The sequence below is a fragment of the Vibrio sp. J1-1 genome, assembly GCF_021728395.1.
Taxonomy (GTDB): Bacteria; Pseudomonadota; Gammaproteobacteria; order Enterobacterales; family Vibrionaceae; genus Vibrio.
In genome coordinates this window covers 101,534-114,356 of sequence record NZ_JAKKCM010000006.1, presented here as the reverse complement: position 1 = coordinate 114,356, position 12,823 = coordinate 101,534, and the positions used below count along the sequence as shown (strand labels likewise).

The window sequence follows — 12,823 nt, the reverse complement described above, 5'->3', positions numbered from 1 at the left end:
AAGCGTAACACGCAAAACAAAAGGGCTCCAGAATTGCTTCTGGAGCCCTTTATTAGATTTTTAGCTATTTTTAATGGCTATCGACGCTTAGGTTTACGCTGACCCGCTGGTTTACCCTGAGCTTGAGGGCGACCCTGACCTTGTGGCTTGCCGCCATTCGGACGGTTTGAGTTTGAACCTGCGCGCTGGCCGTTGTTATTACCACGACCTTGACCACCTTGCGCTTTGCCTGAGCCATTGCGGTTGCCAGAAGGCTTGTCGTCACGAGAACCACCTTCAGAGCGTTTCTCAAGGTGACCACCAAAACCAGGCTGGTTCTTGGTGTGTTTCGTTGCAAAGCGGTTCGCACCGTGGCGACCAGATTTGCGACGCTGCGCTGGTGTTTGCGCATCAATGTCTTCAGCCGGAACCAAACAGGTAGCTTTGTCACCAATCAGGTGTTTTTTGCCCATGTTGATCAGTGCTTCGCGAATCATTGGCCAGTTTGCTGGATCGTGGTAACGCAACAGTGCTTTATGTAGGCGACGCTGACGTTCACCTTTTGCCACTGGCACATCTTCACGTTTTTTATACTTCACGCGTTTCAGAGGGTTTGTCTCTGAGTAGTACATCGACGTTGCGTTACACATCGGCGATGGGTAGAAGTTTTGTACTTGGTCACACTCGAAGTTATTCTTTTTCAGCCACAGCGCAAGGTTCAGCATGTCTTCGTCTTCTGTGCCTGGGTGCGCGGAGATGAAGTAGGGGATTAAGTACTGTTTCTTGCCTGCTTCTGCACTGTACTTCTCGAACATCTCTTTAAAGCGATCGTACGTGCCCATGCCCGGTTTCATCATCAGATCAAGAGGGCCTTTCTCTGTATGTTCCGGTGCAATCTTCAAGTAGCCACCAACGTGGTGAGTCACTAGCTCTTTCACGTATTCTGGTGATTCAATCGCAAGGTCGTAACGTACGCCAGATGCGACCATCACTTTCTTCACGCCTTCCACTTTACGTGCTTCGCGGTAAAGGTCGATGGTGTGTTTGTGGTCTGTATTTAGCTTGTTACAGATGCCTGGGAACACACAAGAAGGACGACGACAGTTCGCTTCCGCTTTTGGATCTTTACAACCCAGACGGTACATGTTCGCTGTAGGGCCACCAAGATCGGAAATCGTGCCAGTAAAGCCCGGAACTTTGTCGCGAATTTCTTCGATCTCGTTTATGATCGACTCTTTCGAGCGGTTTTGAATGATTCGGCCTTCGTGCTCGGTAATCGAACAAAAAGAACAGCCACCAAAACAACCACGCATGATGTTCACAGACGTTTTGATCATGTCGTAGGCAGGAATTTTCGCTTTACCATACATAGGGTGAGGGACACGCGCGTAAGGCAGGCCAAACACAAAGTCCATCTCTTCTGTCGTCAACGGAATTGGTGCTTGGTTGACCCAAAGTTCACGATCACCATGGCTTTGAAGTAACGCTCGACCAGAGTACGGGTTGGTTTCTAAATGCAATACACGACTTGCATGAGCATAAAGAATGCGATCGTTTCTTAGTTTTTCAAACGAAGGTAAACGTACCGCTGTGGTTTTAGCATCATGACGAGACGGACGGATAGTGATTGGCTGTGCAACAGGCTCATCTTTTTTGGTTTCACACTGAGTTTCTACTTCGTATGGGTTCTTAGGTACGAACGCTTCTTTACGAGGTTTTTCAATGCGAGATGAGTCGATAACCGTGTAACCTTCTGGCGCAGCAGGCAAGTTCACGGCAGTACCACGAATATTGGTCATGGTGCTGATGTCTTCGCCATTTGCAATACGATGTGCTACTTCCACAAGCGCACGTTCTGCGTTACCGAAAAGTAAGATGTCTGCTTTTGCATCAAACAGTACAGAGCGGCGAACTTTATCTGACCAGTAATCGTAGTGCGCAACGCGGCGTAGGCTGGCTTCGATACCACCTAGAACAATTGGCACTTCTTTGTAGGCTTCACGACAACGCTGAGAGTAGACCAAAGTCGCGCGGTCTGGGCGTTTGCCACCTTCGTTATTTGGTGTGTATGCGTCATCGTGACGGAGTTTTTTATCCGCGGTGTAACGGTTGATCATGGAGTCCATGTTACCCGCTGTGATCCCAAAGAACAGATTCGGCTGACCAAGCTGCATGAACGCATCTTTGTTTTGCCATTCTGGTTGAGCAATGATGCCGACGCGGAAGCCTTGTGCTTCTAATAGACGGCCAATGATCGCCATACCAAAGCTTGGGTGATCCACATAGGCGTCACCTGTCACAATGATAATGTCACAGCTATCCCATCCTAGGGCATCCATTTCTTTGCGGCTGGTCGGCAAGAAAGGTGCCGAACCAAAACACTCGGCCCAGTATTTTTTGTACTCATGAATAGGAGTGATGTTATTGGTCATATTTTGCTCTCTGTTCCAGGGAGCGCGAATTATAGCGATTTGATGATCAGGTATCTATACCAAACTTGTTTATTCAAGCTTAGTTTATGGAGTTTTATTTGGATTGTAAAAATTGGACGGAGTTATCGATTAAATTTATCTTATATCACCTTGAAACCCTTATGGTTATTAGGTTTGTGATTTAAAGTGTCCCAATGTTAATACAATAGATAAGCAACCGAACTGTTATCTTGAGTCGTGTATATAATCAGATTGTGCACTGAAATTGTGCACCAGCTGGGAGTAAAAGTCATTGCAGAAGGCATCGAGCAAGAACAAAAGCGTCTTTTTTGGCAGTGCTCTGAGTAACGAAAACTTCTGCCTCGTATACGTACCCAGAAATGCGGAAGAAATGAGTTCGAAGGGCTAACAGAGCCGAGTAATGGCCTTAGAGGGTTTAGGTGGTTTGGCGATAGGTGATTTGTTATTATCGCCACCCCAAACGACTTTTGAGCTTGCTACATCATGATTCAACACTTGCTGGTTACCTTTCCTCCGATGTTATTTGGCGCACAAGCGCTACTGACTTTGCTTTTAATCAAGGGCGATATTTGTCCGGGTCAGCGAGGTCGTCTGCACAAAATGTTACCTGCAATAGGAGTCATGTGGCTGGCAGTTGCATCACTACGCATTGAGGCGTTTATGGTGGTGTTTGCAATCTTTTACTTCTATTCCCAGGTCCAGACCAAAAAAACGCGTGAGAAAGGACCTCTTTGGGCATTGCACTTAGCGAATGGTTTGGCGTTTGCCTATGTTAGCATTCAAGTATTTGAACAGTCTCATTGGCCTGCGGCTGTTGCTATGGCGCTAATGATCTTCTTTTTGGGAGCTTCATTTTCTCAATTGCTACTCACGATTGCGCGTAGCCGCTTACAAGCGTTTCATAGAATTTTACCAGTAACCGGAATTGTATCTGGCATGTTGTTGGTGATTTCGACGCTTTTTTCCACTTACCAGTTAGATGAGACAGCATTGAGTACCGCAACTCAACCAATATTAATTGTCTTGGCGATGTTGATCTCTTCTATTGTGGTTTGGTGTTGGCACATTTTTACTCATAAAACGCCTGAGAAAGTGCAGCTTAGTGTCGCTTTGTTATTTGCTCTTGTTTCTATGACAAGCCTGCAAAGCATATTTGCATTGATCGCTTAATATCCTGTCTGTGAGCTCACGATCTAGAGTGGGCTCACTTTAATTTCGCCAGATTATGTCTACGCTGTATATATACCCGTTCACTTGAGGTTATTGGGATATAAACCTTGTCGAAGAGGAGTGTCGCGATGGATTTAAGCAATGTAGGTAATCTGGATAGCATTATTTTGTTAGGTATCGTCAACGAAAAATTACGCTTAGAGTGTGACAGTTTTGACGAATTAGTATCGACTTATGAAATGGATACAGAGTCGGTAGTAGGCAAGCTGGATACGCTTGGCTACCAGTACGACCCTCTCACTAACCAATTCAAACCGTACGAACGCTAAGAACGTTCAATATCTCCCATTCTTAAGCCATCTTGATGCCATCAAGGTGGCTTTTACATTGTTGTCTTGCGGTTGCGAAAAACGCTTGTAAATAGCGTTTGTCTTTTTCTGAATTTCGCACAGCAGCAAACAGACGACGCCACAACCCATTGCCAAATGGCTTACTGGTAATTAATCCTTGTCGAGAAAACTCTGAAATTGCCCAGTTCGGCAGTGCAGCAACCCCTAATCCAGCCGAGACCATTTGCACTAACATCAATGTGTTGTCCGCTTGCTTCCATTTAGCTGGCTCCACACCAGCAGGCTGTAAGAAGTGTTTAACTACGTCAAGTCGCTGTTTTTGAACCGGATAAGACAGCATGGTTTGATCGGCAAGATCTTGAGGATCAATAATCGCTTTATCAGCCAGTGGGTGGCTGGTGGACGTGATTAGGCGCATTTCAAAGTCAAACAATGGCTCGTAGTGCACCTCTGAACGCGGCTGAATATCAGAAGTAATAACCAGATCCAGCTCCCCGGCGAGTAGGGCAGGTAAAGGCTCGAATCCAAAGCCTGAAGAAAAATCCAGCGTCACACTAGGCCAAGCCAATTGGTATTCCTTAAGAGCAGGCATCAGCCATTGAAAGCAAGAGTGACATTCGATAGCCATGTGCAATCGGCCATTAACGTCTTCTTTCAAACTTGCCAGTTCATTCTCTGCTCTAGCGAGTTTCGGTAAGATCTCTTCAGCAAGGTGCAATAGAATTTCACCTTCGGAAGTGAATTTCACCGGGCGGGTTTTCCTAAGAAACAACTGCCCACCAATGCGAGACTCCAAATCCTTAATTTGGTGGGAAAGAGCCGATTGAGTCAAATGCAACGCGGTTGCAGTGGCAGTCAGTGAGCCCGTATCTCGAAGCGAGGTAATAGTACGCAAGTGTTTTAGCTCTATCATGAATCTCTTTCATCCTTTAATGCTCACCATGAACTCAATTAACTTAACTGCAAAACATAGAAATGTAAACGTCTAGACGTCTATTAATTCAAGGTGTTGGTGCGTTTTTCGACTGTATTATGAAATTTTTTAATAAACAAGTTGAATATTTAGACCTTGTTCAGTTTTAGTCTGAGAGAGATAGTTTAGCCATCCAGACATCCTGACGGTTAAGCCAGAGATGCTCTGACCAAAATAAACTGAATAATAAGGACTAAGGAAATGGCGACAACTACACACATACTTGGCTACCCACGCATTGGTGAAAAACGTGAACTGAAATTTGCGCAGGAGAAATACTGGCGCGGAGAAATCGATCAAGCACAACTCCAGCAGGTTGGCGCACAGCTAAGAGCGAACAACTGGCAAGTGCAAAGTGATGCGGGTCTGAGTTTTGCTACTGCCGGCGACTTTGCCTGGTATGATCACGTATTGACAACAACACTGTTACTGGGGCACGTACCAAAGCGTCATGCCGAGGGCACACCTAACCTTGATATCTTGTTCAAGGTTGGTCGAGGCCAATCACAGGCAGGTTGTGGCTGTGCAGGCGCAGCTGCCTCTGACATGACTAAGTGGTTCAATACCAACTACCACTACATTGTGCCGGAATTTAGCAAAGACGATACTTTTGAGGTGAGCTGGCCACAGTTATTTGAAGAGGTGAGTGAAGCTGTTAACGCGGGACATAAGGTTAAGCCTGTTCTACTTGGTCCATTAAGTTACTTGTACTTGGGTAAAGAAGTTGAAGAAGGCTTTGACCGCCTGTCTCTGTTACCAAGATTGCTCACCGCGTATCAAGCAATTTTGGCTAAATTGGCTGATCTGGGAGTGGAGTGGGTACAAATCGATGAGCCTATTCTGTCGCTTGAGCTGGAAAGTAAATGGGCGGATTCATTTAAACTGGCGTATCAAATCATCCGTAGTGACGTAAAAGTTCTGCTAACGACTTACTTTGACGCTGTTACCGATACTCTGGACAAAATTGTCGAGCTACCTGTTGATGGTCTGCACATTGACTTATCGGCAGCGCCAGACCAGCTCGATGAAGTTGTGGAAAAACTACCAAAAGGTTGGGTGTTATCGGCTGGCGTTATCAATGGACGTAATGTTTGGCGTGCTGATTTAAGTGCGCAATTGGCGAGCTTACTACCTGTAAAAGAGAAGCTAGGTGACAAGCTGTGGGTTGCAAGCTCATGTTCATTACTGCACAGCCCGGTTGATCTAGAACTTGAAACGACGCTTAGCGAAGAAGTAAAAAGCTGGTTCGCCTTTGCTAAACAGAAAGTTACTGAGGTGGCCCTACTAGGTAAAGCACTGGACGGTGATCATAATGCTATTCTGACATGTGACACTTACAGCCAGCCAATCAAAGCGCGTATAACGGCCACACACGTGAATAAACCGCAGGTGCAGGCCCGTATCAATCGAATCACCACAGATCTAACCCAGCGCAGTGCCCCTTATCCTGAGCGTGCTGCTCATCAGGCAGAAGTTCTGGGTTTACCGCTATTGCCAACTACGACTATCGGTTCTTTCCCCCAAACCGGTGAAATTCGTATTCAGCGCAGCGCCTATCGCTCTGGTCAACTTTCTGAGACAGACTATATTGCCGCACTTAAAGGGCATATTGCTGAAGCGGTACAACGTCAGGAAGCGCTGGATCTGGACGTGTTGGTGCACGGTGAAGCTGAGCGTAACGATATGGTTGAATACTTCGCTGAAAATCTGGCTGGTTTCCAAACAACCAAATTCGGTTGGGTTCAGAGTTACGGTTCTCGCTGCGTGAAGCCCGCTATTGTAGTGGCTGATATTGAGCGTGAAAAACCAATCACGGTCGAGTGGTCAACCTACGCACAATCCCTGACCAGCAAACAAATGAAAGGAATGCTGACTGGCCCTGTCACAATTTTGTGTTGGACATTCCCTCGTGAAGACATTACACGCAAGGAAATCACCCAGCAGTTGGCCTTAGCACTGCGAGATGAAGTTTCTGACTTACAAGATGCAGGCATTAATATCATCCAGATTGACGAGCCTGCGATTCGTGAAGGGTTACCGCTTAAGAAGCGTGCTCATAAAGCTTACCTGGAATGGGCTGTGGATGCGTTTAAGATCTCTGCTGGTAGCGCGAAGCCTGAGACACAGATTCATACTCATATGTGTTACAGCGAGTTCAATGAAATTATCGATTCTGTTGCGGCACTGGATGCGGATGTGATTACCATTGAAACGTCACGCTCGAATATGGAATTGCTAAAAGCGTTTGAAGAGTTTAACTATCCTAATGAAATCGGTCCTGGCGTCTATGATATTCACTCACCGAACATTCCGAGTGAAGAGTGGATTGAAGGGTTGATTAAAAAAGCAGCAGAGAAAATTCCTGTACAACGTTTATGGGTGAATCCAGACTGTGGTCTAAAAACACGAAACTGGGCAGAAACAGAGGCAGCGTTAGCCAATTTAGTCTCAGCAGCGAAAAAGCTGCGCACTGAGCTAGCGTAAAGAGGCTGCGAAAGAAAAAGCAGGGATTGAATCCCTGCTTTTATGTGTACTCTTAACCAGCCATTCAGATGCGATGCTTGGATTACATCCAATACTGAGCTAGCTTGGCAAATTACTGTGACTAATTGCTACAGCGTTGTTCTGAAATCAATTCATCCGCTATCAATTGACCGCGCGTGTTACGAACTTTCACTCTATACATTAAACCCATATTGATATGATCTCGGATTTCTCGTTTATGGCAGAATGTGTAGATACTCGAGTTAAGAACCTGCGCTAGTGGTTTCGCACCCATAGCGCCGTCGTTATAAATCATCATCATTTCAACGACATTCTTAGCAGAAGAGACTCGCATTATTTGCAGTGGTCCATATTCCATCGGTAGCCCAGCAGAGAGAACACCGGCACGATTAGATGCCATCAGTTCCAGCTGATGCTCTTTATCCGCACTAGACGTACAGCCTGCTAGCGCACCAAGCGCCAGAAACAAACACAGTAATTTTTTCATAAATTAAAACACTTTTTTGAACGGTTTGACGATCACGTTTTCGTAAACGCCCGCCGCCACGTAAGGGTCTCTATCTGCCCAGGCTTTTGCGTCTTCCAAAGAATCAAACTCTGCTATGACGGTTGAACCGGTAAATCCCGCTTCTCCTGGGTTATCAGAATCAATCGCTGGCATTGGGCCTGCGGTCAGAAGTCGTCCTTCATCCTGAAGTTGTTGTAAACGTTCTAGGTGTTGAGGGCGAACACTCATGCGCTTTTCTAATGAATTCTCGATGTCCTGAGAAAAGATGACATACCACATAGCATAGTTCCTTAATTGGTAGGTTGAAGTCCTAATTTAACGACTTTTTGGTGACTCTCACAAGTTAACAATGGAAAATGTGAAAATTTTCCTTATATTAGAACCGTTTCAAACCTATTTTGCGATAGGGCGAGGTTTACCTTCACTGTCGATCGCGACGTAATTAAAGGTTGCATCACAGACCATAAAGCGATCTTCAATGCCGTCTACTTTCACCGGTTTTACCCACACTTCAAGGTCTACACTCATTGAAGTTCGGCCGATGTTTTTACACACACCATAACAACAGACGACATCACCAACGCTCACTGGCTTTCTAAACGTAATGCTCGATACAGAAACGGTGACAACGCGTCCGGAAGAAATTTCTTTCGCCAAAATAGCACCAGCTAAGTCAAGCTGAGACATAATCCAGCCACCAAAGATATCGCCATTCGCATTAGTATCAGCAGGCATTGCGAGGGTACGAAGCAGTAGTTGGCCTTTCGGAGAGTTAAATTCTTGGCTCATTGTGACATCCTAAATCATCGTCAGCGCTTAAATGGGACCAATCTCAGTAAATAAAAGTTCCCAAGCATTTTAACCCGCTAGGATGATCAGTTAGTTACTACGATTGATAACAAGCGCAAATATTAATTGGAACAGTAACAAAACAGCGACCCGAAGGTCGCTGTTAAAAATAATTTGGCGCGGATTATAGCAAAGCTGAGCTGTTATTCATCAACCGAAACATCGGAAGAGCTATTTTTCTGCTCTTTTGGCATGTGTTTGTAGATGTAAAAGCCTGTAGCGATCATATAAATGAATGTCGCGATCAGCAGACCAAATACTTTAAAGTTAACCCAGACATCGAGTGGCAGTTCGTAGGCAACATAAATGTTTAAGCCTGCGCAGAAAGAGAAGAAGCCGACCCAAGCCCAGTTGATGCGTGTCCAAATATTTTCAGGAAGAGAGAGCTCTTTTCCTAGCATCCCTTTAATCGCTGATTTGCCCATCGCGTGACTGACCGCAAGACCAATAGCAAATACCATGTAAACAATGGTCACTTTCCATTTAATGAAGTTGTCATCGTGGAGAAATATGGTCATGCCACCAAATACAGCTACCATCACGAAAGTGATTAACTGCATCTTTTCCACTTTTTTGTAAATCACAAATGTCAGGACGATTTGAATAGCCGTCGCGACGATGAGTGCTCCGGTCGCAACGTAAATGTCGTACATCTTATACAAGGCAAAGAAGACAATGAGTGGAATAAAATCAAGAATTTGCTTCATGTTGCAGAAAACTACCTGGTTATTGAGTTGTTCACAGTCTAGCGGAATCTGACGCAATGTGAATAGCTCGAGACAATTGGATACAAAAATTGCCGCGACAATGGCGGCAATCCTTGTCTCTAATTTATAGTTTAGGCGACATTCTGGTATTGGGGGATACGCGTTTTGACATCTTCTAAATAGCCTTCACACAAAAGGTTATCTACTGTGGCGGCAAGCTCGTCATTCGTCATGGTGACGCAGGATGATTTACCCGTCATCAGATTGAGGTATTGATGATACTCATTTTCGGAATAGTGACCGATACGATCTAACAATAGTGCTTTAATACCATGATGAATCAAACTGCGATAAGTGTCTCTGTTGAGTAACATCGTCATCTCCCTTTAACATTTTTCTACCCGTGCCTAATGCTATGATTTAGGTAGCTCTACTTGTACAAGCATAAGTTATGCCAAGTAATTTAAAGTGAGTTTGACTCAGTGGGTTGGTTTTGAATGAGCCACGTATGTATGACCTCTCGTAACGCATTTAAGGTTGTCGGTTTGTTCAAGCGGCCATCCATTAGTTTAGAAATCTGTGCGAGCTCTAAATCTCCCGATTCCCCTGATAACGCGATTACCTTGACGGAAGGGGAGATTTCTTTGATACGTTGGCTTGCATCAAAACCATTCATAACAGGCATTTGCACATCCATCAGAACCAAATCGATTTTGTGAGATTGAACCATTTCGATTGCGGTTGCGCCGTTATTTGCCTGCAAACATTGGACACCTAATTGTTTCAAATACAACTGAACTAATGTGCGTTGCACTTCTTTATCATCAACAATGAGCACTGTTGGTGCGTGATCAACGACTGTTAAGTTATTCATTACAAGAGACTCAATGTCATCTTTTGAATGACTTCTGTTTTCGGAGTTGGCTCTAAAGGTTTCTGCTTTTGGTGAGTTCGGGACGACGGGGAAGTAAAGATAGAACTCCGTGAACTCTCCCTTTACAGAATGACATTCAATTCGGCCGCCAAATGAACGCATTACTCGTTGACAATAACTTAGCCCCAGACCACTCCCACCACTTTTTTGGTATGAAAAGAAATCGTCAAAGATCTTATGCAGAATCGTGTTATCAATACCAGGACCGGAATCACGAAAGATTAGTATGTTCTCATACGGTCCAGTTTGAGTTCTAATTTCAATTTGGCTCGACGGATAAGAGTCAAAGTAGTAAACCGCATTGCGAATCAAGTTGAAAATAACGAAGTTAAACAGTGTTTCATTTAACATCACCACAAAATCTTCTGTCTGAGGCAGTTTTACTCGCTCGAGACTCTTGTTGTTTTCAAAACCATAGCGAGCTATCGCTTGATGAACAGAGTTATGAATGGACGTTGCTACCTGTGGCTCTTGTTCTGGCGATGTGTCACTGACTTCTCTTAATATGATATCGATCAGTTGCCGACCTCGCTGAATTGCAGCCTGTCCCTTATTGATATCGCCTTTTAGAGTTTCTGATGGAAACTGGGATTCAATATGTTGAGTCAGCACTTCAAATTGCAATTGCACTTGTGCAAGGGGGTTACGCATCTCATGAGCAATGGAGTGGGCGAGTGCACGACTTTGACGAACTTTTCTATCCGCTTCAATAGTGCTTTGCACGCGAGTCAGTAGAGTTTGTAAGGCGGAAATCTCTTCGTTAGAAAACAGCTTTTGATTTCTTTTATGGGAAGAAATCAAAAGGTGAGAAACTGAGCAGCTATGTCCATATAGCGGCATGACCAGCGCCGTACCACTAGAGCGCATTCTATTATAGAGCTTTCTCAATGCACTTCTGTTTACCGATGTGTACTTTATCTCCTCAGACAGTTCATCGAGTAACAGAACCGGTTTGTCAGAGCGCAGATAGTTTTCATAAAACGTTCCCGAAAATTGACTGCTCACCAGCTGAAGCTTGTCTTTAGGGACATCAAGTAATTCTCCAAGCTTTTCCATCGCATCATCAATCGAATGCTTAAAGTCATCTTCCAGAGTAAGAATTTGTTGGACTGGAGTCTGTTTCTTGAAATAAACAAAATAGGACACCAAATGACTCACTCGACGATACAGCCAGTTCCAGGTGACGCCAATCAGTGCGCAGATAGGAATGGAGACAAGCCACTGGTTTCCTTCGGTTATTGGAATCAATGCCGCCCCTAAAGGCAATACAAAAATACCGCATACCAGTAATGTGCTGACGGCGATGTAGGCGAGATATTTCGCACTATAGAAGCGTGAGGTCAGTAAAGCGTAGCCAAAAAATAGCATTTCACTGATGGAGAGTGCTGGTGGCAACCATGTCAGGGAAAAGTCACCGAGAAAATAGGTCATTCCGAGGTGAATGGCTGTAGTCGACAGCATGAATACCAAGATTCCTGCAATCATGTAGTTACTTTTAGCCAGCACTAGTTTACTGCTGTTGACTCGCATACGGGCAAGGTTGATGAGTGTAAGAGCAATCAATACCAGTATAGAGTTGAAGAAGTAGGCGGTATGAGAGCCAAATTCAATCGCAAACTTACTCGGCTCTTGTATAGAGACATTTTCTACCGTTAGATCCGGACGTAAATTTATAAAAAGTGAATACACTGAAAGTAGTAAAAATATCAGTTGCTGCCATCTTTTTATATCCCTCTTTTTCTGTTCGGCAAGTAACTGACAGGAAAAGTAATACGCAAAGGCAAAAGAGAAGAAAGACGCGATATTAGCCAATTTTGCCATGAATACACCGCCCTCTGAGCCAAGTTTCACCAATAGGTCAGTATGAAAATAGGCATTACTGCTAATCCAGATAATGATGCAGACAGAGTATGCGATGTAGGGAGCATGATAGGTACCCAAAACACGCTCGTTGCGATTTTTCAGGCGATAGCAATAGTACAGCAGCCACAGGAGAACAGCGGCTATGGTGACATATAATGTAATCGCTTTTGGATAGAGCAGACCTGCCAAACCAAAATCAGACATTCTGGCTCACCTGTGGAAGAAGTCTGTTTTTTTGTTCACAATACTTCCCACTAAATTTCACGAAGAAAGTGTGAGGTTTCTCACGCCACGCTTTGATGAAAATACGGGCACAGCCAGCCGTGCCAATGCTCAAAAAACATAAACACAGCAGCAAATAGTAGTGAGTTGAACGATGAATGACTTCATGCGCAACTATTTGATTTACTTGAATAGACCAATCTGTATTGGAGATCAGGTCTAAAGACAACTTTAGACTCATGAAACAACCTAGCACTGACACTTTTTATATTTTATAGGTGCGTTATATCACGTTACATAATTTATGCTA

The 12,823-nt window shown here is 44.5% G+C and carries 11 protein-coding genes; 3 read left to right on the top strand and 8 right to left on the bottom strand.

Going from position 1 to position 12,823, the window contains the following annotated elements; all coding sequences use genetic code 11:
* Positions 1-77: 77 nt before the first annotated feature.
* Entirely contained in the window at positions 78-2,411 is a 2,334-nt protein-coding gene (locus L3V31_RS11435) for a YgiQ family radical SAM protein (protein ID WP_237316175.1), read from the bottom strand.
* A 504-nt stretch (positions 2,412-2,915) separates the two neighbouring features.
* Here L3V31_RS11435 and L3V31_RS11430 point away from each other — a divergent pair.
* Both L3V31_RS11430 and L3V31_RS11425 read left to right on the top strand, forming a co-directional pair.
* The gene (locus tag L3V31_RS11430) at positions 2,916-3,602 is read left to right on the top strand and encodes a hypothetical protein (RefSeq protein WP_237316174.1); all 687 of its coding nucleotides are present in this window, start codon (positions 2,916-2,918) and stop codon (positions 3,600-3,602) included.
* A gap of 128 nt (positions 3,603-3,730) precedes the next feature.
* Entirely contained in the window at positions 3,731-3,931 is a 201-nt protein-coding gene (locus L3V31_RS11425; protein ID WP_237316173.1) for a DUF4250 domain-containing protein, read from the top strand.
* A 22-nt stretch (positions 3,932-3,953) separates the two neighbouring features.
* Here the strand turns inward: L3V31_RS11425 and metR are convergent, their stop codons facing one another.
* Complete coding sequence (gene metR, locus L3V31_RS11420; protein ID WP_237316172.1) at positions 3,954-4,865, bottom strand: HTH-type transcriptional regulator MetR; 912 nt, start codon at positions 4,863-4,865, stop codon at positions 3,954-3,956.
* Positions 4,866-5,126: 261 nt separating this feature from the next.
* Here metR and metE point away from each other — a divergent pair, with 261 nt between their 5' ends.
* Entirely contained in the window at positions 5,127-7,409 is a 2,283-nt protein-coding gene (gene metE, locus L3V31_RS11415) for a 5-methyltetrahydropteroyltriglutamate--homocysteine S-methyltransferase (RefSeq protein WP_237316171.1), read from the top strand.
* 121 nt (positions 7,410-7,530) lie between these two features.
* Here the strand turns inward: metE and L3V31_RS11410 are convergent, their stop codons facing one another.
* The 6 genes from L3V31_RS11410 to L3V31_RS11385 form a co-directional block, all read right to left on the bottom strand.
* The gene (locus L3V31_RS11410) at positions 7,531-7,917 is read right to left on the bottom strand and encodes a GspS/AspS pilotin family protein (RefSeq protein ID WP_237316170.1); all 387 of its coding nucleotides are present in this window, start codon (positions 7,915-7,917) and stop codon (positions 7,531-7,533) included.
* Between the two features lie 3 nt (positions 7,918-7,920).
* Positions 7,921-8,217: a YciI family protein gene (locus tag L3V31_RS11405; RefSeq protein WP_237316169.1), complete on the bottom strand. Its 297-nt coding sequence runs from the start codon at positions 8,215-8,217 to the stop codon at positions 7,921-7,923.
* Positions 8,218-8,331: 114 nt separating this feature from the next.
* The gene (yciA, locus tag L3V31_RS11400) at positions 8,332-8,727 is read right to left on the bottom strand and encodes an acyl-CoA thioester hydrolase YciA (RefSeq protein WP_014232419.1); all 396 of its coding nucleotides are present in this window, start codon (positions 8,725-8,727) and stop codon (positions 8,332-8,334) included.
* Positions 8,728-8,930: 203 nt separating this feature from the next.
* The gene (locus L3V31_RS11395; RefSeq protein WP_237316168.1) at positions 8,931-9,494 is read right to left on the bottom strand and encodes a septation protein A; all 564 of its coding nucleotides are present in this window, start codon (positions 9,492-9,494) and stop codon (positions 8,931-8,933) included.
* Positions 9,495-9,625: 131 nt separating this feature from the next.
* Positions 9,626-9,868, bottom strand: coding sequence for a hypothetical protein (locus L3V31_RS11390; protein ID WP_237316167.1), 243 nt, complete (start codon positions 9,866-9,868; stop codon positions 9,626-9,628).
* Positions 9,869-9,957: 89 nt separating this feature from the next.
* Positions 9,958-12,495, bottom strand: coding sequence for a hybrid sensor histidine kinase/response regulator (locus L3V31_RS11385; protein ID WP_237316166.1), 2,538 nt, complete (start codon positions 12,493-12,495; stop codon positions 9,958-9,960).
* Between the last annotated feature and the right edge of the window lie 328 nt (positions 12,496-12,823).

What these genes read in the sequence shown, in the direction of transcription:
- L3V31_RS11405 (WP_237316169.1), bottom strand. Translation starts at nt 8,217, where the DNA reads ATGTGGTATGTCATCTTTTCTCAGGACATCGAGAATTCATTAGAAAAG.
- L3V31_RS11430 (WP_237316174.1), top strand. Translation starts at nt 2,916, where the DNA reads ATGATTCAACACTTGCTGGTTACCTTTCCTCCGATGTTATTTGGCGCA.
- yciA (WP_014232419.1), bottom strand. Translation starts at nt 8,727, where the DNA reads ATGAGCCAAGAATTTAACTCTCCGAAAGGCCAACTACTGCTTCGTACC.
- metE (WP_237316171.1), top strand. Translation starts at nt 5,127, where the DNA reads ATGGCGACAACTACACACATACTTGGCTACCCACGCATTGGTGAAAAA.
- L3V31_RS11425 (WP_237316173.1), top strand. Translation starts at nt 3,731, where the DNA reads ATGGATTTAAGCAATGTAGGTAATCTGGATAGCATTATTTTGTTAGGT.
- metR (WP_237316172.1), bottom strand. Translation starts at nt 4,865, where the DNA reads ATGATAGAGCTAAAACACTTGCGTACTATTACCTCGCTTCGAGATACG.
- L3V31_RS11410 (WP_237316170.1), bottom strand. Translation starts at nt 7,917, where the DNA reads ATGAAAAAATTACTGTGTTTGTTTCTGGCGCTTGGTGCGCTAGCAGGC.
- L3V31_RS11435 (WP_237316175.1), bottom strand. Translation starts at nt 2,411, where the DNA reads ATGACCAATAACATCACTCCTATTCATGAGTACAAAAAATACTGGGCC.
- L3V31_RS11390 (WP_237316167.1), bottom strand. Translation starts at nt 9,868, where the DNA reads ATGTTACTCAACAGAGACACTTATCGCAGTTTGATTCATCATGGTATT.
- L3V31_RS11385 (WP_237316166.1), bottom strand. Translation starts at nt 12,495, where the DNA reads ATGTCTGATTTTGGTTTGGCAGGTCTGCTCTATCCAAAAGCGATTACA.
- L3V31_RS11395 (WP_237316168.1), bottom strand. Translation starts at nt 9,494, where the DNA reads ATGAAGCAAATTCTTGATTTTATTCCACTCATTGTCTTCTTTGCCTTG.